Annotated in this window: 21 protein-coding genes; 9 read left to right on the top strand and 12 right to left on the bottom strand. The window is 60.4% G+C overall.

Features of this window, described 5'->3' with window-relative positions:
• The 3 genes from ACU0FH_RS05310 to ACU0FH_RS05300 form a co-directional block, all read right to left on the bottom strand.
• On the bottom strand, nt 1–141 hold a 141-nt coding region (locus ACU0FH_RS05310), incomplete at its 3' end, for a GTP-binding protein (RefSeq protein WP_446193684.1).
• A 125-nt stretch (nt 142–266) separates the two neighbouring features.
• Nucleotides 267–908 (bottom strand): hypothetical protein, encoded by a 642-nt coding sequence (locus tag ACU0FH_RS05305; RefSeq protein WP_446193674.1) that lies wholly within the window; start codon nt 906–908, stop codon nt 267–269.
• 131 nt (nt 909–1,039) lie between these two features.
• Nucleotides 1,040–3,478: a DNA topoisomerase IV subunit A gene (locus ACU0FH_RS05300; RefSeq protein ID WP_446193673.1), complete on the bottom strand. Its 2,439-nt coding sequence runs from the start codon at nt 3,476–3,478 to the stop codon at nt 1,040–1,042.
• Nucleotides 3,479–3,687: 209 nt separating this feature from the next.
• Here ACU0FH_RS05300 and ACU0FH_RS05295 point away from each other — a divergent pair, with 209 nt between their 5' ends.
• The 6 genes from ACU0FH_RS05295 (at nt 3,688) to ACU0FH_RS05270 (ending at nt 7,996) form a co-directional block, all read left to right on the top strand.
• Nucleotides 3,688–4,326: an SH3 domain-containing protein gene (locus ACU0FH_RS05295; protein WP_446193672.1), complete on the top strand. Its 639-nt coding sequence runs from the start codon at nt 3,688–3,690 to the stop codon at nt 4,324–4,326.
• 99 nt (nt 4,327–4,425) lie between these two features.
• Nucleotides 4,426–5,253, top strand: a complete 828-nt coding sequence (locus ACU0FH_RS05290; RefSeq protein WP_446193671.1) for an SDR family NAD(P)-dependent oxidoreductase — start codon at nt 4,426–4,428, stop codon at nt 5,251–5,253.
• Nucleotides 5,254–5,327: 74 nt separating this feature from the next.
• On the top strand, nt 5,328–5,528 hold the full coding sequence (locus ACU0FH_RS05285; protein ID WP_088633176.1) for a twin transmembrane helix small protein: 201 nt from the start codon (nt 5,328–5,330) through the stop codon (nt 5,526–5,528).
• Nucleotides 5,529–5,531: 3 nt separating this feature from the next.
• The gene (locus ACU0FH_RS05280) at nt 5,532–6,104 is read left to right on the top strand and encodes a cob(I)yrinic acid a,c-diamide adenosyltransferase (protein WP_446193670.1); all 573 of its coding nucleotides are present in this window, start codon (nt 5,532–5,534) and stop codon (nt 6,102–6,104) included.
• A 207-nt stretch (nt 6,105–6,311) separates the two neighbouring features.
• Nucleotides 6,312–7,070, top strand: coding sequence for an electron transfer flavoprotein subunit beta/FixA family protein (locus ACU0FH_RS05275; RefSeq protein ID WP_238371563.1), 759 nt, complete (start codon nt 6,312–6,314; stop codon nt 7,068–7,070).
• Entirely contained in the window at nt 7,070–7,996 is a 927-nt protein-coding gene (locus tag ACU0FH_RS05270) for an electron transfer flavoprotein subunit alpha/FixB family protein (RefSeq protein ID WP_238371564.1), read from the top strand. The genes ACU0FH_RS05275 and ACU0FH_RS05270 overlap by 1 nt, the downstream gene beginning before the upstream one ends.
• 34 nt (nt 7,997–8,030) lie before the next feature.
• Here the strand turns inward: ACU0FH_RS05270 and ACU0FH_RS05265 are convergent, their stop codons facing one another.
• Nucleotides 8,031–8,867, bottom strand: a complete 837-nt coding sequence (locus ACU0FH_RS05265) for a DUF6473 family protein (RefSeq protein WP_446193669.1) — start codon at nt 8,865–8,867, stop codon at nt 8,031–8,033.
• Between the two features lie 160 nt (nt 8,868–9,027).
• Between ACU0FH_RS05265 and ACU0FH_RS05260 the strand changes: the two genes are divergently transcribed.
• Entirely contained in the window at nt 9,028–9,903 is an 876-nt protein-coding gene (locus ACU0FH_RS05260) for a 3-hydroxybutyryl-CoA dehydrogenase (protein ID WP_088633171.1), read from the top strand.
• A 5-nt stretch (nt 9,904–9,908) separates the two neighbouring features.
• Here ACU0FH_RS05260 and ACU0FH_RS05255 read toward each other — a convergent pair whose 3' ends face one another.
• From ACU0FH_RS05255 to ACU0FH_RS05225, 7 genes are all read right to left on the bottom strand, one after another.
• Nucleotides 9,909–10,781, bottom strand: coding sequence for a lysophospholipid acyltransferase family protein (locus ACU0FH_RS05255; RefSeq protein WP_446193683.1), 873 nt, complete (start codon nt 10,779–10,781; stop codon nt 9,909–9,911).
• Between the two features lie 84 nt (nt 10,782–10,865).
• Entirely contained in the window at nt 10,866–11,135 is a 270-nt protein-coding gene (locus ACU0FH_RS05250) for an HPr family phosphocarrier protein (protein WP_446193668.1), read from the bottom strand.
• A gap of 15 nt (nt 11,136–11,150) precedes the next feature.
• Entirely contained in the window at nt 11,151–11,543 is a 393-nt protein-coding gene (locus tag ACU0FH_RS05245; RefSeq protein WP_238371566.1) for a PTS sugar transporter subunit IIA, read from the bottom strand.
• Nucleotides 11,540–12,433, bottom strand: a complete 894-nt coding sequence (rapZ, locus tag ACU0FH_RS05240) for an RNase adapter RapZ (RefSeq protein ID WP_446193667.1) — start codon at nt 12,431–12,433, stop codon at nt 11,540–11,542. The genes ACU0FH_RS05245 and rapZ overlap by 4 nt, the downstream gene beginning before the upstream one ends.
• Nucleotides 12,427–12,828: an HPr kinase/phosphorylase gene (locus ACU0FH_RS05235; protein WP_446193666.1), complete on the bottom strand. Its 402-nt coding sequence runs from the start codon at nt 12,826–12,828 to the stop codon at nt 12,427–12,429. The genes rapZ and ACU0FH_RS05235 overlap by 7 nt, the downstream gene beginning before the upstream one ends.
• Before the next feature lie 54 nt (nt 12,829–12,882).
• Nucleotides 12,883–14,616, bottom strand: coding sequence for a sensor N-terminal transmembrane domain-containing protein (locus tag ACU0FH_RS05230; RefSeq protein WP_446193665.1), 1,734 nt, complete (start codon nt 14,614–14,616; stop codon nt 12,883–12,885).
• Nucleotides 14,617–14,625: 9 nt separating this feature from the next.
• Nucleotides 14,626–15,327 carry a response regulator transcription factor gene (locus ACU0FH_RS05225; protein WP_088633164.1) on the bottom strand — a complete coding sequence of 234 codons (702 nt, stop codon included), beginning with the start codon at nt 15,325–15,327 and terminating at the stop codon, nt 14,626–14,628.
• Nucleotides 15,328–15,647: 320 nt separating this feature from the next.
• Between ACU0FH_RS05225 and ACU0FH_RS05220 the strand changes: the two genes are divergently transcribed.
• On the top strand, nt 15,648–17,246 hold the full coding sequence (locus ACU0FH_RS05220) for a phosphoenolpyruvate carboxykinase (protein WP_446193664.1): 1,599 nt from the start codon (nt 15,648–15,650) through the stop codon (nt 17,244–17,246).
• A gap of 104 nt (nt 17,247–17,350) precedes the next feature.
• The gene (locus ACU0FH_RS05215; RefSeq protein WP_238371571.1) at nt 17,351–17,884 is read left to right on the top strand and encodes a DUF3859 domain-containing protein; all 534 of its coding nucleotides are present in this window, start codon (nt 17,351–17,353) and stop codon (nt 17,882–17,884) included.
• Here the strand turns inward: ACU0FH_RS05215 and ACU0FH_RS05210 are convergent, their stop codons facing one another.
• Complete coding sequence (locus ACU0FH_RS05210) at nt 17,885–18,652, bottom strand: sulfite exporter TauE/SafE family protein (protein ID WP_446193663.1); 768 nt, start codon at nt 18,650–18,652, stop codon at nt 17,885–17,887.
• Nucleotides 18,653–18,720: the final 68 nt, after the last annotated feature.

The raw sequence follows: 18,720 nt of genomic DNA, 5'->3' as shown, positions 1-18,720 counted from the left end.
GCCGTCGATCTGGTCATAGGCACGGAAGTCGCCGAAATACTTGGTGATCGCCGCCGTCAGCGTCGTCTTGCCGTGGTCAACGTGACCGATCGTGCCGATGTTTACGTGCGGTTTGTTGCGTTCAAACTTTGCCTTACCCATATCGCTTGGCGCCCTTTTGTGTTCTGGGGTCTGCCGACCCACGGTTTCCTATCTGCGGGCGGCAAATATGCGCTTCAAAGAGGAAAATCAAGCGCGTCGTTATCGCTGGCCCCGGCTGGCCCGGTTCAGCCCTGAACCGCCGGTACCGTTGGCGGAACGACACCCTCGCTTTGGGGGACAAGTTCGTCTCGCGGAACGGTGGCCGAGGTTGCCGCACCGGCGCGCGGTTCGAACCATCCGCGCTCGGCTTTCATCTCGACCATCCAGTCTTCGATCTGGCGCACCGCGTTTTCGGCAAGGCCCTGCATCTGCTCTTCCTTGCTGCGCTGGTGCCCCGATCCGACAAGGAAGGATCCCCCGGTCGTGGTCTCCAGAACGGTGAACTGCTTGACCTCGGGGTTCAGCTTGGCATTCGCCGCATCGTCCCAGACCGTCACATTGATGATCAGCGCCGATTTCGGCGAATAGATCAGCGGCACGCCCGGAGGAGCCAGCATGAAGCCCTCGACGCTGATGCCGAAGTGATAAAGCTGGTTGCCCTCGTAACGGCCAAAGCGACGGGCGACCGCCGGTCTCAGCACATCGACCCATTCATCGCCGGTGGCGGCGCGCGATACCGGGCCGGTCCGCGCCTTGTCGGCGATGACAACATTATGGCCAAGCCGGAAAGCGCCCAGATCGGCAAGCGGTTCATTGGCCAGCGGAGTTGTGGTCGCACAGGCCGAGATCATCGTCAGGGCGCAGAGCAGGGTCATCAGTCGAAGCATTGAACGTCTCTTTCGGGGTGGTTCGCATTTGTACTGTCAGCGCCAGATAGCCCGCCGGGGCCACCGAAGCAAATCAAGACGCCGAAACTGCACGGCTGATGCACAGATGGTGTACAGGTGCTGTACAGATGTCACCCCCCGGTAAACCGGTTGTCCCGGGGAAATCCGCGCGGCGCCATGCGGCCGGTTCCGGCGCGCTTGCCCATCCATTCCGACAGGTCGGTCTGGGTGCGGGTACGGCCCGCCGGGTCAAGCCAGCTGAGCCCCGCTTCGAGCAGGAAGCTCGTCGCATCGCTGAGACCGCCGTCCTTGTACTTTTGCAGCCGCACGCCCTTGCCTCGGCCCATCTCGGGCAGTTCCTCGGCCATGAAGACAAGCACCTTGCGGTTCTCGCCGACCACGGCGATCGCATTACCGGTCAGCGGCGTGCAGACCTTGGCCTTGACGTCGCCCTTGACGTTCAAGACCTGCTTGCCCGACCGGGTCTGGGCCACCACTTCGGATTCCGGAACCACGAACCCGTCGCCCGCCGATGACGCCACCAGCAGGCGACGATCCGGCACGTGGATGAACAGATCGACGATCTCGGATTCGTTGGGCAGGTCGACCATCAGGCGCAGCGGTTCGCCCATCCCCCGCCCGCCGGGCAGGTTCGAGGCGCTGAGCGTATAGAACCGCCCGTTCGAGCCGAAGACCAGCAGGCGATCCGTGGTCTCCGCGTGGAAGATGAAACGCGGCCCGTCGCCATCCTTGAACTTCAATTCGCGTTCGAGGTCGATATGGCCGGTCATCGCGCGGATCCAGCCCATCTGAGAGCATACCACAGTGATCGGTTCACGGTCGATCATTGCCTCAAGCGGCACTTCCTCGACCTCGCCGGCCTCTTCCAGACGGGTGCGGCGCGCACCGCCTGGATAATCCTTGCCAAACTGCTTTTTGGTGGCGCGCATCTGATCGGCGATCTTGGCCCATTGCAGCTCTTCACTGCCAAGCAAATCCTCAAGGTCGGCGCGTTCCGCCATCAGCGCATCGCGTTCGCGTACCAGCGCTTCTTCCTCGAGACGGCGCAGGCTGCGCAGGCGCATGTTGAGGATGGCTTCGGCCTGAACGTCGGAGAGCCCGTTTTCACGGCCCGCATAGCTGCGCGGAATGCCTTCGGGCGCGGTCTCGGCCAGAACGCCCGGCGCGGCGGCCTCCAGATCCTGCACCAGTGTCAGCGAGGACACATCAACCCCAAGCAGAGGCGACACGTAATCGCGTTCCGAACTCGCCCGGGCAATCGTCTGCTGGTGCGGACGGCTCCAGTCCTCGTACATCAGCGCTGCCTTCGGATCGTCATCATAGCGGATGATGTCGATCACGCGGTCGAGGTTGAGGAAGGCGGTGATCAGGCCCGAAAGTACCTCGAGCCGATGATCGATCTTGCGCATCCGGTGACGCGACCGGCGCAGCAACACCTCTTGGCGGTGATCGAGGAAGGCGCGCAGCACCTCTTTCATCGAGCAGACCTTGGGCGTTACGCCGTCGATCAGCACGTTCATGTTCAGCGAGAACCGCACTTCGAGTTCCGAGTTGCGGTAGAGCATACCCATCAGAACCTCGGGATCGACGTTCTTGGACTTGGGCTCAAGCACCATGCGGATGTCATCCGCCGATTCATCGCGAATATCGGCCAGAATCGGGATCTTCTTGGTCTGGATCAGGTCCGCGATGCGTTCGATCAGCTTGGATTTCTGAACCTGATAGGGAATCTCGGTGACCACGATCTGCCACTGGCCGCGCCCGAGGTCTTCGATCTCGTAGGAACAGCGCAGCCGGAACGAGCCGCGCCCCGTGCGATAGGCCTGTGCAATACTTTCGGGCGGTTCGACGATTACGCCGCCAGTCGGGAAATCCGGCCCCGGCACGTAGTTGAGCAACGTATCGTCCTGCGCATTGGGCGTGCGGATCAGGTGCAGACAGGCGTCGCAGAGTTCGGCGATGTTATGCGGCGGAATATTCGTGGCCATGCCAACCGCGATGCCGGACGACCCGTTCGCCAGCAGGTGCGGAAATTCGGCCGGAAGCACGACCGGTTCGGTCAGCGTGCCATCGTAATTCTCGCGGAAATCGACAGCATCCTCGTTCAGCCCGTCGAGCAGCGCCTCGGCGACCACGGTAAGGCGCGCTTCGGTGTATCGGCTGGCGGCTGGGTTGTCGCCGTCGATATTGCCAAAGTTTCCCTGCCCGTCGACCAGCGGGTAGCGGACGTTGAAATCCTGCGCCAGTCGCGCCATCGCGTCATAGATCGCGCTATCGCCATGCGGGTGGTAGTTCCCCATCACGTCGCCGCTGATCTTGGCGGATTTACGGAAGCCCCCGGTGCTCGTCAGGCGCAGCTCGCGCATCGCGTAGAGGATTCGCCGATGCACCGGCTTGAGCCCGTCCCTAGCATCCGGCAGCGCGCGATGCATGATCGTCGATAGCGCATATGTCAGATAACGCTCGCCGATCGCGCGACGCAGCGGTTCAGATACCTGCCCGAGATTCCCGGGGCGCTTCATGTTGGGGTCATCGACGTCATCGTTCATATATGGGGTGGTACAATGGCCGATCAGCCGGGTAAAGGCGGTGCTTGACCTTATCCACAGGCGAAAGCGGCGATCCTCTCGAAACAGCCCTCCTGTGTTTTTTATACCGCACAACGTGTCCCGAATCGTCGTTTTGGAGTAGGCTAATTGGAACCGAATGCTGCTTTTCGGGGTATTTCACAAAGTTACTAGTTTTTAGGGGGTGTTCAGTGCCTAAGTTTATCATTGTCTCATTTGGCCTTATGGCCTGGGTTTTCTACGAGCTGAGCGGCGGTGCCGATTTCAAGCCCCCGCATGCAGGTGAGGCGTTGATGGCACAGGCTCAGAGAACGACTGCCGCCCCCGCTGCATCTCCGGCCACAAAATCCTTGCTCAAAAAGGTTCGCGAAGAACGCGCACTGCAGGCGTCCCAGCCTGCCAAGACCGAAAAGGTCGCGATGGCCAAGACGCCAGCGCCTGCCGGAAACCCGATGATCCAGCCCGCTTCGCTGAAGGTTTCCGAAGAAGCGTCCAACAGCCTGCGCGGTCTTTCGCAGTTCGAAGGTGAACCGCTGAGCCAGTACAATGTTGCCTCGTTGCGTGATGTCAGCGCCACGTCGGACGCAACGGTCGAGGAAGCGGCCGTTCGCCCTGCCCCCGAGCCCGAAGCTGACCTGCGTGAGATCGTCGCGACCCGCGTGAACATGCGCGCCGGGCCGGGCACGAACAACGATATTGTCGATCGGCTTGATCGTGGTCACACGGTTGAAGTGCTCGAGAACAACGGCCGTGGCTGGCTGCGACTGCGCGCCCTGCCCGAAGATCGGGTCGGCTGGATCGCTGCACGGCTCGTTTCGACCGCGGACTGACGCGAAAGCTTATCGGGCGAACTCCTTCTCGATCACTGCCGTCCATTGCGCTTGCCCGTATTGCAACGCATGACTTGCGCGAATTATCGTGGGCAGGACATGCAGAAAACCATTTTGATTACGGGGTGTTCCTCGGGCATCGGTCTGGACGCGGCGCGCACCCTGCGCGGCAGGGGCTGGCGGGTCTTTGCCTCGTGCCGGAAGCAGGCGGATTGTGACGCTCTTATCGCCGAGGGCTTCGAGTCGCCGCGGCTCGACTATTGCGATACGGCAAGCATCGCCGAGGCTTTGGACAGCGTGCTGACCGTCACGTCGGGCCAGTTGGATGCGTTGTTCAACAATGGCGCCCATGCCCTGAACGGCGCGGTTGAAGATCTGCCGACCGACGGGCTGCGCGATATTTTTGAATCGAACTTCTTCGGCTGGCACGACCTGACACGGCGGGTGATTCCGGTCATGCGGCGGCAGGGACACGGGCGGATCGTCCAGTGTTCCTCGGCGCTGGGGCTGACCTATATGCGATGGCGCGGGGCCTACACCGCAACCAAACACGCGCTCGAAGGGCTGAGCGATGTGATGCGCATCGAACTGCGCGGCTCGGGTATCGACGTCATCCTGATCGAGCCGGGGCCGATCACCACCGCCTTTCGCGAAAAGGGCATCCCCTATTTCGAGACCTATATCGACTGGCAGAATTCACCGCATCACGACGCTTACGAATCCGGACTGGTCAAGCGCATGTACAACCCGTCTGGCCCGGACCGGTTCGAGCTTCCGGCCTCGGCGGTCACGGCGAAACTGGTACACGCGCTTGAAGCGACACGACCGCGCCCCAGATACTACGTCACGACCGCGACATATATCGCGGCCTATCTTCGGCGTGTGCTCAGCACCTCGATGAGCGACCGGGTCATTTCGCGCCTGTAGCCTGCGCCAATTTGGGATTCGCAAACCGGCGGGTAACAGGATAGGCACCTGACAAGTTCTACCGAGAGGATGCGATGTCTCCGTTATATATATTTATCCTTGTCATGCTTGGTGCCGTCGTCCTCGTTCTGGCCATCGGCATCGGCGGTTTTGCCAAGGGCGGCAAGTTCAACGCGAAATACGCCAACAAGATGATGCGTCTGCGCCTGTTGCTCCAATTCGTGGCAGTGCTGCTCATCCTGCTGTTCATCTACCTGCGCCAGAACGGAGGCTAACCGATGGTTGTCCTGAACAAGATCTACACCCGCACCGGCGACAAGGGGCAGACCGCGCTTGGCAACAATGTGCGCGTCGACAAATACGCGCTTCGGGTCGAATCCTATGGCACCAGCGACGAGTTGAACGCGCAGGTTGGCGTCGCCCGGCTACACGCTGAGGGAGACGTCGACGCGGCGCTGATGCGCATTCAGAACGACCTGTTCGACCTTGGCGCCGATCTGTGTCGCCCCGATATGGCGCTGGATGCGCAATCCGAATACCCGCCCTTGCGGATGGTCGATGCGCAGGTCGACAGGTTAGAGGCCGAAATCGACGCAATGAACGCCGATCTCGCCCCGTTGCGCAGCTTTGTCCTCCCCGGCGGCACCGCCCTGTCCGCCTATCTGCATGTCTGCCGCACCGTCGCGCGCCGGGCCGAACGGCTCGCCGTGGAACTTGCCGCCAGCGAAGAGGTTAATCCGGCAGCGATCCGCTATCTGAACCGGCTCAGCGACTGGTTTTTCGTGGCCGCGCGGCATGTGAATGACAACGGGGAGAAGGATGTGCTGTGGGTGCCGGGCGCAAATCGCTGAAAATTGCAGAATAAAATTCCGCATAGCGAACAAAAGATAGCGCTCCCATACTTGCAAGAAGACGCCAAAGCGGCGAAAACGCGGCGTCGTTGGCTGTAACATGACGATTTTGCACTGTTTCCGACCCGTAACGCCCGTTATCAACTGCGGGGATGATTCAAATCGGGGCCGATTTCTCGGCTCGAAAGACCAAGGAGAGAACCGCAGATGAAGGTACTGGTACCTGTCAAGCGCGTGATCGACTATAACGTGAAAGTCCGAGTGAAATCGGATGGCAGCGGCGTCGATCTGGCGAACGTGAAGATGTCCATGAACCCGTTCGACGAGATTGCCGTCGAAGAGGCCATCCGCCTCAAGGAAGCCGGCAAGGCAGAAGAAATCGTCGCCGTCTCCATCGGTGTGAAGCAGGCGCAGGAAACCCTGCGGACCGCTCTGGCGATGGGTGCCGACCGCGCGATCCTCGTTGTTGCGACTGATGACGTGCACAACGACATCGAACCGCTCTCCGTTGCCAAGATCCTTGCCAAGGTCGTCGAGGAAGAGCAGCCCGGTATCGTTCTCTGCGGCAAGCAGGCAATCGACAATGACATGAACGCCACCGGCCAGATGCTTTCCGCATTGCTCGGCTGGTCGCAGGGTACTTTTGCCTCCGAACTGGACATCGACGGCGACAAAGCCGTTGTGACCCGCGAAGTGGACGGCGGTCTTCAGACCATCAAGGTCAACATGCCGACCATCATCTCGGTCGACCTGCGCCTGAACGAGCCGCGCTATGCGTCGCTGCCGAACATCATGAAGGCGAAGAAAAAGCCGCTGGATGAAAAGACGCCCGAAGATTACGGCGTTGATATTTCCCCGCGTCTTGAGATCGTGAAAACGACCGAGCCCGAAGCCCGCGCAGCTGGCGAAATGGTGCCTGATGTCGACACGCTGGTCGCCAAACTCAAAGAAAAGGGAATCGTGTAATGGCTGTTCTTCTTCTCGCAGAAGTCACCGATGGCGAACTCGCGATGGACGCCACCGCCAAGGCGATGACCGCTGCCAAGCAGCTGGGTGACGTGACCATTCTCTGCTGTGGCGCCTCTGCTGCCGCAGCCGGTGAAGCCGCCGCCAAGCTGGACGGGGCTTCCAAGGTTCTGGTTGCCGAAGATCCCTCGCTGGGTCACCGCATGGCCGAAACCACCGCGGCGCTAATTGTGTCGCTGGCCGATGACTACGAACACATCGTTGCCCCCGCCACCACCGACGCCAAGAACGTGATGCCCCGCGTCGCGGCGCTGCTCGACGTAATGGTGATCTCGGATGCTTCCGGGGTGGTTGACGGGTCGACCTTTGAACGCCCGATCTATGCCGGTAACGCGATCCAGACGGTCAAATCCGCAGATGCGAAAAAGGTCATCACCTTCCGCACCTCGACCTTTGACGCGGCTGGCGAAGGCGGCTCCGCCTCGGTCGAAACCGTTTCGGCAGCTGAAAACCCCGGCCTGTCCGAATGGGTCGAAGACAAGGTTGCCGAAAGCGACCGCCCCGAGCTGACCTCGGCTGGCGTTGTCGTATCCGGCGGTCGTGGCGTTGGCTCCGAAGAAGACTTTGCCCTGATCGAGAAACTGGCCGACAAACTGGGCGCCGCCGTTGGTGCGTCGCGCGCAGCCGTCGACTCGGGCTTTGCCCCGAACGACTGGCAGGTTGGCCAGACCGGTAAGGTCGTCGCCCCTGATCTCTATGTCGCAGTCGGCATCTCGGGCGCGATCCAGCACCTTGCAGGCATGAAGGACTCCAAGGTCATCGTGGCCATCAACAAGGACGAAGAAGCGCCGATCTTCCAGGTTGCCGATTACGGTCTGGTCGCGGATCTTTTTGAAGCCGTACCGGCGCTGATCGAAAAGCTTTAAGTTCCCGTTAAAGAATTGTGGAAAGGCCCGTCGTTCAGGCGGGCCTTTTTCTTTGTGCCCCGGGTATGAGTACCCGGCGCAGTTCCTTGGCGATCCGATGGTGCGTCGCCTGCCCGATCATGTTCGCCGCCGCTTCCTGTTCGGCCATGGCGAAAATCATCGCGTTCATTTCCTGTGCCTCCGAGGCCGGTTGAACTGGAATCTCGACCACTTGCCGCAGGTGCGGCTTGAGCTCGGCCACCATCGCCTCATCCACGAGAAACGGGTTATGCGTGGCCTCACCAAACCCCGACACGGTTTCATAACGCAGCCAGAGCAGGATCGGCCTGCGTGCGAACTGACGCAGCAAGAGGTGCATCCGACTCACCCAAGCCTGTTTCAGCTCGTGCGAAATCAGGGAGAACCGGCGCGGCGATACTTGCTGAAGACTGTGCATCATGTGGTTGGTAAAGGCGAAATCGGTAAAATCGACCTCGGGAAAGAGTTCGGCCAGCACGGGGGTCGGTTCGAGGAACCGGTCATTGCGCCGGGGATGAACCCGGAAGAACCGATTGGTCAGGTTCTGCGCGCCCATTGCCTGAATGATCGCAAGATCGGCCTGTTTCGCGATGCGGATCAGGTCCGGGTCCTGCAACAGCGCATCAAGCCCCGAATTCGGCGACCCGAGATTGACACAAGGCATACCGATCGACTTTTCAAGCAGAGAGGCAAACGGATATTTCACGAACTTTCCGAATGTCTCGCTGTCGCCCATCGCAACCATATACGGCGTATCGAACTGACGCGCCGGTCCGCGGCATTGTAATCTGGACGCCCCGTATTGGCACGCTTCTTCACCGGGCGCATCTGCGCCAAAGGTCTGAAAACTCATAACACCCACCAAAATTTCTTTCACCCGGTCCAAGGTATGAAGCAAAGCGATTGCCAAAATCCTAAGAGACCAGATCTAAATATTTTTCTCCGGCGGTGGCCCCTTGTCCCTGCCCCGCCCGCACAGCTAAACTCGGTCAGCAAAATTAGGGAAAGATGCGATGGCTATTCAGACAATCGGGGTGATCGGCGCAGGCCAGATGGGCAACGGAATCGCGCATGTGATGGCCGTCGCGGAATACGATGTGCTGCTGACGGATGTGTCGCAGCAGGCGCTCGACAAGGCACTGGAGACCATCCGCGGCAACCTCAGCCGGCAGGTGTCGCGCGGCAAGCTGGAAGAGAGCGTGATGGAAGCCTCGCTCTCCCGCATCAAGACGACCCTGCAACTGGCCGACCTAGGCCAGTCCGATCTGGTGATTGAGGCCGCGACCGAACGCGAAAGCGTAAAGCGCGCGATCTTTGACGATCTGCAACCGCATCTTCAGGACCACACGATCCTGACCTCCAATACCTCTTCCATCTCGATCACCCGTCTGGCAAGCCGCACGGACCGGCCCGAACGGTTCATGGGGTTCCATTTCATGAACCCGGTGCCGGTGATGCAACTGGTGGAACTGATCCGAGGCATCGCCACCGACGAACCGACGTACAAGGCCTGCCTTGGCGTGGTCGAACGGCTGGGCAAGACCGCCGCCTCGGCCGAAGATTTCCCTGCCTTCATCGTCAACCGTATCCTGATGCCGATGATCAACGAAGCGGTCTATACGCTCTACGAGGGCGTCGGTAATGTGAACAGCATCGACGAGGCGCTCAAGCTTGGCGCGAACCACCCGATGGGTCCGCTGGAATTGGCCGATTTCATCGGGCTCGACACCTGCCTTGCAATTATGAACGTGCTACACGACGGACTCGCGGACACGAAATACCGCCCCTGCCCGCTGCTGACGAAATACGTCGAGGCCGGATGGCTGGGCCGCAAAACCCAGCGCGGATTCTACGATTATCGCGGCGAAACCCCGGTCCCGACGCGCTAAGCGCGTCAGTCGGTCAGTGAAAGCGTGTGGTTGCGCAGCCAGGCCATAAAGCCGCGCGGATCGTCGGCGAAACCGTCAATGGTTTCCTGATCCAGCGGCTGGCCCACGATCGGCCCCTGCGGCTTGTTCAGCGCATGGACGATTTCATGCAGCAACAACCCCTGCCGCAGGATCGGCGACAGCTTGTTGGCGATCTGGTAGGCGCGTGAATTGGCGCCGGGGAATTTCATCGGCACGACCGTCGCGCCTGAGCGGCGGATCAGCTTGGCCGTAAAGACGTTCCACTCGGCCTCAATGGCCGGGCCGAACCAAGTCTCTGACGCCGCGACGACGCCCGACGGGAACAGCGCCACAACGCCACCGTCTTTGAGGTGCGCCATCGCACGGGCGCGCATCTCGACCCCCTTGCGCTGCGCTTCCGGATCGTGCGGAAAGGGCACGGGGATCATGTAGCTCCCGGCTTCCTCATCGATCGCTGTCAAGAGTGAGCGGGTCAGGATGCGGTAATCAGGCCGGACCTGCCCGATCAGATCGGCAAAGATCATGCCGTCGACCATGCCGTGCGGGTGGTTCGCGACCACAATGACCGGCCCTTCGGACGGGATGCGTTCAAGCTGGTGCTGCGGCGTTGTCAAGTCGATGCCCATCACATCAAGACAGGCCCGCCAGAATTCCTGCCCCCGCGGTGCACCGCGCCGTTCAAATTCGCGGATCAGCCGAACGATGGTCAATTTACCGGTGCAAAATTCAATCGCACGGATCAGGTTCGCTTTCCACGGGTCGTCGAATGTCGTTGCATAGGAAAGCGTGCTGCGGTCGTATTTCTTGAAATCAACCGTCTGTTCCGCCTCTGCGCCAGCGCCGCCATTGGGCACCACGCCGCGACCGGCAGGTGAAGTGTTGTGAAAACTGTCTACCACAGGCTATCCCCACCCTGTATCAACAAAATCGTCCGGTCTGCGTCAGAAACCTTCGCCGAACTTATCCGCCACCAGTGCCTCGATCGCCTTGGCCAGTGCCTCAGCATCAGGTCCGGATGTTTCCACGTCAATAGTCGTTCCGCGGGAAGCTGCCAACATCAAAAGGCCCATAATACTGTCACCTGATGCAGCAAGGCCATCCCGCGACACCTCGGCCTGCGCATCGAAAGCTTCCACCACTTCGACGAGTTTGGCCGATGCGCGCGCGTGCAGCCCTTTTTCGTTGACGATCTTCAAGGTCAGCTGCGTCATCTTCTGCGGGAGCCTTTATTCGGGACTGACATTTTGCGTGTTGATGTATTTGCGCCCGGCATCCATTGCGATACGCACCGCATCGCCTACGGGCAACTGGCGACTTTTGGCCAGTTTCAGCAGCATCGGCAGGTTCGCGCCGTACAGGATCCGGCGATTGACAGGGCGGCAGGCCAGCAGGCTCAGGTTGGAGGGCGAACCGCCGAACAGATCGGTGACCATCACAACACCGTCACCCACGTCCACCGCATCCGCCGCAGCGCAGATTTCCTGCTGCTTGGCGTCCCGGTCGTGGTCCGCTTCGATAGAGACAGCGATCATGCCGGGCTGCTTGCCCACGACATGCTCGATGGCGGCCAGATACTCCTTGGCCAACCCACCATGCGCCACGATTACGATACCGATCAAACCTTACTCTCAGTCGCCAAGCGGCCCTGGTCGAGCTCGCGATGCCTAATTGACACTTGCTGCCCCCCCTCTGCAAGAGCCTTGGCGAGGCTTTCCGCAAGGGCGACAGAGCGGTGTTGCCCGCCCGTGCAGCCAAAGGCAATCGACAAATGCGATTTGCCCTCATCTACATAGGCAGGGAGAAGCATTTTTGTAAGGTCCAGCACCTTTTCAAAGAAGGGTTCGAACCTCGGGTCATTCGCAACATAGTCCGCAACCCGTGCGGATCGCCCATCGAGCCCGCGGAGATCGGGCTGCCAATAGGGATTGTTCAGGAACCGGCAGTCGAAAACCATGTCGATCCCGCGCGGCAGGCCACGCTTGTAGGAAAATGAATGGATGGATAGCGCCAGTTCACGCTTTTCGTTGGGTGCAAAGAGACGGGCGATCTCCGCCCGCAGTTCATGCACGTTGAATTCGGAGGTATCGACGAGCGTATCCGCCCGCTCGCGAACTGGTGCCAGCAGGTCCATTTCCCGCGCAACGCCAATGTCGGGACTTTCCGCGGGGGCCAGCGGGTGACGACGCCGCGTTTCCGAGAACCGGCGCAGCAGCACGTCGGGCTGGCAGTCGAGATACAGAACGGTCAGGTCGATTTCGCGCCGCGCGGCGAGCGCATCGATCACATCCAGCAGACCCGAGGTCGAGAAATCACGATTGCGCGCGTCGATGCCCAGCGCCAAGGGACGATCCGCTCCCGGACCTTCGAGCAAGCGCGGCACAAGGCCCAGCGGCAGGTTGTCAATGGCCTCGAATCCGAGATCTTCGAGCACGTTGATAGACGTGGACCGTCCGGCGCCCGAGGGCCCGGTGACCAGAACCAGTTTCGATGGCTGCGGCTGCGTCAGCATGGGTTATCTTCCTGTCGTCCGGCCTTCAGGAGTTGCAGCACGGACGCGGCAAAGTGAGGCGATTTGACCGCGTGAAGCAAGGGGACAGAGTGCCCCAGCAGATCAATTTTTCGATTGTGAGGCAGGCGTTCCGTTTCTTCGTGATCAAGATCCAAAGCCCAAGCAACCCGGGCCTGCACCAGAGTCTCGGCATGCAAGAGACCGATACCCCGTGCCTCGATCAGGCCGCGGATCGGGTCGGGGCAAGAGGCGATCAGGTCCGGAGGGGAGGAGGAGAGCGCCGTCCGGTCATCCGCGACGAGCTTGCAACCGCAGGCCATCAACTGCAGGGCAAGGCCCGATTTACCGGCCCCCGACGCCCCGAGGATCAGTAACGCCCGGTCATTCCAGGCCACGCAGGAAGCGTGAATGATGGCATCGGATGGGCGCTCCATCGCGGAGCGGGCGGATCAGACCGGCAGGCCCACGACAAAGCGTGCGCCCAGCGGGTCAGACGTGATGTCGGCCTGCGTCGGCCGGATATTCTCGGCCCAGATCACCCCGCCATGCGCCTCGACGATCTGTTTCGAAATCGCCAGACCAAGACCCGAGTTATTGCCGAAATGCTCTTCGGGCCGCTGAGAGTAGAACCGCTTGAACACCTTGCTCAGCGCCTGATCGGGAATACCGGGGCCGGTATCCTCGACCACGACCAGCACCCGGTTTTCGCGTTTGCGCACCCACACACGGATCGCGTCGCCTTCCTCGCAGAAAGAAATCGCATTGGTGATCAGGTTGACGAAAACCTGCGCCAGACGCGCCTCGAGACCCTGAATGACGATGGGTCCGGACGGCAGATCGGTGATGTAATCGACGCCCTTCGCCTTTGCATCCTCGCCCAGATACTGGTTGAGGTTGGTTAGCATCGACAGGAGATCGAAAGGTTCTTCTTCTTCCTTGACCAGTTCGGCATCAAGCCGGGAAGCGTTGGAGATATCGCTGACCAGCCGGTCAAGCCGGCGCACGTCATGCTCGATCACATCCAGCAGCTTTTCGCGCTGGTCGTCACGCTTGACCATGCGCAGCGTGCCGACGGCGGATTGCAGGCTTGCCAGCGGGTTCTTGATCTCATGGGACACGTCGGCCGCGAACTGCTCGTTGCCGTCGATCCGGTTGTAAAGCGCCGACACCATGCCGCGCAGCGCCCGCGACAGGCGCCCGATTTCATCCGGGCGTTCCGACAGATCGGGGATTCGCACGCGGCCCGGTGACATCGCGCGGGCATTGCGGTCGCGGTCAAGCTCGGCCGCCTCCGCCAGGTCGGCAAGCGGGTTCGCGATGGTCGACGCCAGCACAAGGCTCAGGCCGATGGAAACGAGGATCGCGATAAGGAACATCTGCAGCACACGTTCGCGTCCGCTGCGCACAAGCGCATCGATTTCACCTGAACGGCTGGCCATCGCGACGACGCCAATGGCGCTGCCCTCATGCATGATCGGCGCCATCGCCGACAGAACCGTGCCGCCGACCGTATCAAGCCCGGTTTCCACCATCATGCCGTTTTCTACCGTGGGCTGCACCGCCTCGCGCAGCTGGTCTTCAAGGCTGCGGATGTCGGCAACCTCATTCGGTGCGAAAATCGAAGTAGCCGCATTCCAGAGTTTCGACAGACCGTCCGTCAGCACCGTCCGCGAAGCGGATTCCTGGGTAAGCGCGGTGAGCGTTGCGCTCTGGTCCGATCCCTTTGTGCGGCCCACCAGCCGACCGGAGATATCGAAAACCAGCACCTCTACCCCGTTGCGAAGGCTGAGAAGTTCCAGCGTCTGCTGGACCACAGGATCGTTGCGGCGCGCGAAAGAGGCCTGATCAAGTTCCCCGATACGGGCCTCGAACACATTCGCGACAAGCCCGGTTTCCCCGGCAAGCGCATTGGCGCGCTGCACGATAAGACTTTCGCGGGTCTCGTTGAGATAAAGAATGCCGGCGACGAGGATGATCAACGCGATCAGGTTGAACATTACGATCTTACGCGTCAGGGGCGACCCCTTCAACGACAGAAGGTTACGCCGGGCGCGCTTGACCCGCAGTTCTTCGGCAACATTGTTGTTCGGGGCGACCCAATCGTCCCCCAGCACAACATCGCCCCTGCGATGGTTCGGCGTGGTGCCTGCGTCGCGCACGAATGTCCTTCCGGCGATGCTCATCCGAGCTGCTTATTCTTCGTTGTAGCGATAACCGATGCCGTAAAGAGTCTCGATGGCCGAGAACTCATCGTCGGCACTGCGCATCTTTTTGCGCAAGCGCTTGATATGGCTGTCAATCGTACGGTCGTCGACATAGACCTGATCGTCATAGGCCACGTCCATCAGCTGATCGCGGGATTTCACGAAACCGGGCCGCTGGGCCAGCGCCTGCAGCAACAGGAATTCGGTCACCGTGAGAGAGACGTCCTTGCCTTTCCAGCTCACCGAATGGCGCAGCGGATCCATGCGCAGATGTCCGCGCTCCATAACCTTGGCCTCGGGGCCGGTGCCGGTCGCGTCGCCCTCAACCGCGTCCTGACGGCGCAGAAGGGCACGAATACGTTCAACCAAAAGGCGCTGAGAAAAGGGTTTCTTGACGTAGTCGTCCGCGCCCATGCGGAGGCCAAGCACCTCGTCGATCTCGTCGTCTTTCGAGGTCAGGAAGATCACCGGCATCTGGCTTTTCTGGCGGAGGCGCTGCAGCAGATCCATCCCATCCATGCGCGGCATCTTGATGTCGAGCACGGCCATGTCGGGCAGGTTCTTGTTGAACGCATCTAGCGCCGCCTGACCGTCATTGTAAGTTTCGACTTCGAAGCCTTCTGCTTCGAGTGTCATGGACACGGATGTCAGAATATTCCTGTCATCATCCACCAATGCTATCTTAGACATAAAGCGCCCCTATTCTGCCCATTATATACTGTTTTTTTCCGCATACATTGCCGCTTTGCCCAACCGAATCAATCCTTAACTACGAATCATCACATCCTTTGAATGCGATTAGTGCAAAAAAACATTATGATTGGCTGAATTGTCGCATAGATAGCGCATGATTGTCGGTACCGAAATTCTTGGTTGCGCTAAACCTCGCCTTGGTTGCGCTAACTCAGCCAAACCCTTCTGTTCATGGATTAAACCGTCATGTTAAGAGGCCTTTACGACACGTTGTTTGGTGTCGGAATTGGGCCAGTGCCGCCAAAGGAGACAACACGATGACATCAGGACGGGTAAACCCGAATTTCCAGCTTGAAGACCAAGGTATCGAAGGTCTCGGCAATGTCTATTACAACCTGATGGAGCCTGCGCTTGTCGAAGCCGCGCTCAAGCGCGGCGAAGGTTCGCTTGGCAACGGCGGCGCCTTTCTGGTCAGCACCGGCAAATTCACCGGTCGTTCCCCCAAGGACAAACATGTCGTCAAAACCGATTCGGTGGCGGACAAGGTCTGGTGGGAAAACAACGCCGAGATGTCGCCCGAAGGGTTCGACGCGCTTTACGCGGACATGCTCGAACACATGAAGGGCAAGGACTACTTTGTTCAGGATCTGGTCGGTGGCGCCGATCCGGCGAACTCGATCGATGTGCGGATGATCACCGAACTGGCCTGGCACGGTCTCTTCATCCGCCACATGCTGCGCCGCCCCGACCGCGCCGACCTCGACGAATTCGTGGCCGATTACACCGTGATCAACTGCCCGAGCTTCAAGGCGAACCCGGAAAAGCACAACTGCCGCTCCGACACCGTGATCGCGATGAACTTCGACAAAAAGGTGATCCTCATAGGTGGCACGGAATACGCGGGCGAAAACAAGAAATCGGTTTTCACCCTGCTGAACTACCTGCTGCCGGAAAAAGGCATCATGCCGATGCACTGCTCGGCAAACCATGCGACCGGCAACCCGGTCGACACCGCCGTTTTCTTTGGCCTTTCCGGCACCGGCAAGACCACGCTTTCGGCCGACCCGGACCGCACGCTGATCGGTGATGACGAACACGGCTGGTCCGACCGCGGCACCTTCAACTTCGAGGGCGGCTGCTATGCCAAGACGATTTCGCTCAGCCCCGAGGCCGAGCCCGAAATCTACGCGACCACCAGCAAGTTCGGCACCGTCATCGAAAACATGATCTTCGACGAGGAGACCTTTGAGCTCGATTTCGAGGATGACAGCCTGACCGCGAACATGCGCTGCGCCTACCCGCTCGAATATATCTCGAACGCATCCAAGACGGCGCTAGGCGGGCACCCCAAGAACATCATCATGCTGACCTGCGACGCTTTCGGCGTTCTGCCCCCGATCGCGCGACTGACCCCGGCGCAGGCGATGTATCACTTCCTCTCGGGTTTCACCTCCAAAGTGGCCGGAACCGAGCGCGGCGTGACCGAGCCCGAGCCGACTTTCTCGACCTGCTTCGGTGCCCCCTTCATGCCGCGCCGCCCCGAGGTCTATGGCAACCTGCTGCGCGAAAAGATCGCCCAGCACGGCGCGACCTGCTGGCTGGTGAACACCGGCTGGACCGGCGGCGCCTATGGCACCGGCAACCGGATGCCCATCAAGGCCACCCGTTCGCTGCTGACCGCCGCGCTGGACGGTTCGCTCGCCACCGCAGAATTCCGCAAGGATCCGAATTTCGGCTTTGACGTGCCCGTCGACGTGCCGGGCGTGCCGCAGGTTCTGCTCGACCCGCGCCGCACTTGGGGCAACCCCGAAGGATACGACAAGCAGGCCGCCAAGCTGGTGCAGATGTTTGCCGACAACTTCGAGCAATATGTGCCCTATATCGACGATGACGTAAAAGCCTGCGCCATCGGCTAAGACCTGCCTCGAATTGACAGACGCCTCCCTTACGGGAGGCGTTTTGCGTTTTGGTGATCCTCCCTGCGCTTGACATCACCCCGGTGCGGGCGTCACGTGAATGCATGCGTTTTCTAGCCGCCGCCCTGATACTGCTGGCCCTGCCTGCCCAAGCCGCCGAAGACGGCCCGAGTTTCGATTCCGAGGTCCTCTCGATCAAGTTCGGCGCATTCTGCAAGCTAATGTCTGTCGGCGAGGTCCCCGCACCCGAAACACATGCTCAGAAAATCGACCTTCTGCCCGAGACACCGGAGATCCGTTGGGAAACGCGGGTGATCCCCGCCGCGCCGGGCATTTCCTTTGGCGTGCGCACGCAGACGCACAGCGATGACGTCCTGTCGCCCGTGCTCATCGAACTGATCCACCCGCCCTTTTCCGCCTCGGGTCAGAACGCCCAACGATACGTAACCGTGCTGGGCGGCGAAGGCCCGTCGATCAATGCCTACAGCTTTGACCTGATGGAAGAGATGGTGCCGGGCGAATGGATTCTCTCGGCCTATCACAACGGCGAAATGCTTTATCGTGTGCCGTTTCAAGTTGTCCCGGCCGAAGAACTCCCACAGATCGCCGGCGGCTGCGAAGGTTACATGGGCGCCTGATTAAAGACCCAGACCACGGCGCACGAGGTTCAGCCCCGCAACCAGCAAAACCGCAAGGGTAATCTTGCGAAAGGTCGTCTGGTCGATCCGGTCCTGCAATTTGCCGCCGATCCACATGCCGGTCAGCGCGGGCAGGATCAGAAGGGCCGAAAACGGAATGCTCTCGCGGTTAAGCACGCCGGAGCCAAGATGCGCGATCACAAGCGCAACCGCCCCCATGCCGTAAATCACCCCCTGCACCCGCATCTGGTCGGCCTTGGGCGTGTTCAGCGCGGTCAGGTACAGCACCGTGGGCGGCCCCCAGACCCCGGACATGCCACCGATGAACCCCGCAAAGGCCCCGACCCCGGCCTCGATCTTCTGGCTTGGCTCGGCAAGCGTCATGCGCACCCCGAAAAGCTGGATAAGCGCAAAGATCGAAACCGGCACGCCGAGCATCAACAGCATCGTCTGCGGATCGAGAAACCGGACAAGCTGAGCGCTGGCCAGAAGGAACACGAGGCCAACCAGCAGGAAAACCCGGAACCGCTTGATCGATTCCACCGCCGCCGCCCGGCCATGGCGCAGCGCCTGAAACCCGTTCGTCGCGACCGTTGGCAGGATCAACCCGGCAAGCGCGATCTCGGGCGGCAGGAAAATACCAAGCCCCGAGATCATGATCATCGGCATGGCAAAGCCCACCATGCCCTTCACGGTCCCCGCCACAAGCACCACGGCAAGGGCAAGAGTGAAGCTGGCGGGGGTCAGCAATTCGAAAATTATGTTCATTTCGCACTCATACCATTTGCCAAGTTAAGTGCACGGCCAAAATGCGCGCGCAATTTTTGAACACGCAG

This window comes from Heliomarina sp. (assembly GCF_052826185.1).
Note: the sequence above shows the minus strand (reverse complement) of the source record. Positions and strands in the feature narration are given on the sequence as shown.

Excerpts from the sequence above, each read along its gene's own strand:
- ACU0FH_RS05305 (WP_446193674.1), bottom strand. The coding sequence starts at position 908 with ATGCTTCGACTGATGACCCTGCTCTGCGCCCTGACGATGATCTCGGCC.
- ACU0FH_RS05300 (WP_446193673.1), bottom strand. The coding sequence starts at position 3,478 with ATGAACGATGACGTCGATGACCCCAACATGAAGCGCCCCGGGAATCTC.
- ACU0FH_RS05290 (WP_446193671.1), top strand. The coding sequence starts at position 4,426 with ATGCAGAAAACCATTTTGATTACGGGGTGTTCCTCGGGCATCGGTCTG.
- ACU0FH_RS05285 (WP_088633176.1), top strand. The coding sequence starts at position 5,328 with ATGTCTCCGTTATATATATTTATCCTTGTCATGCTTGGTGCCGTCGTC.
- ACU0FH_RS05280 (WP_446193670.1), top strand. The coding sequence starts at position 5,532 with ATGGTTGTCCTGAACAAGATCTACACCCGCACCGGCGACAAGGGGCAG.
- ACU0FH_RS05275 (WP_238371563.1), top strand. The coding sequence starts at position 6,312 with ATGAAGGTACTGGTACCTGTCAAGCGCGTGATCGACTATAACGTGAAA.
- ACU0FH_RS05270 (WP_238371564.1), top strand. The coding sequence starts at position 7,070 with ATGGCTGTTCTTCTTCTCGCAGAAGTCACCGATGGCGAACTCGCGATG.
- ACU0FH_RS05265 (WP_446193669.1), bottom strand. The coding sequence starts at position 8,867 with ATGAGTTTTCAGACCTTTGGCGCAGATGCGCCCGGTGAAGAAGCGTGC.
- ACU0FH_RS05260 (WP_088633171.1), top strand. The coding sequence starts at position 9,028 with ATGGCTATTCAGACAATCGGGGTGATCGGCGCAGGCCAGATGGGCAAC.
- ACU0FH_RS05250 (WP_446193668.1), bottom strand. The coding sequence starts at position 11,135 with ATGACGCAGCTGACCTTGAAGATCGTCAACGAAAAAGGGCTGCACGCG.
- rapZ (WP_446193667.1), bottom strand. The coding sequence starts at position 12,433 with ATGCTGACGCAGCCGCAGCCATCGAAACTGGTTCTGGTCACCGGGCCC.
- ACU0FH_RS05230 (WP_446193665.1), bottom strand. The coding sequence starts at position 14,616 with ATGAGCATCGCCGGAAGGACATTCGTGCGCGACGCAGGCACCACGCCG.
- ACU0FH_RS05225 (WP_088633164.1), bottom strand. The coding sequence starts at position 15,327 with ATGTCTAAGATAGCATTGGTGGATGATGACAGGAATATTCTGACATCC.
- ACU0FH_RS05220 (WP_446193664.1), top strand. The coding sequence starts at position 15,648 with ATGACATCAGGACGGGTAAACCCGAATTTCCAGCTTGAAGACCAAGGT.
- ACU0FH_RS05215 (WP_238371571.1), top strand. The coding sequence starts at position 17,351 with ATGCGTTTTCTAGCCGCCGCCCTGATACTGCTGGCCCTGCCTGCCCAA.
- ACU0FH_RS05210 (WP_446193663.1), bottom strand. The coding sequence starts at position 18,652 with ATGAACATAATTTTCGAATTGCTGACCCCCGCCAGCTTCACTCTTGCC.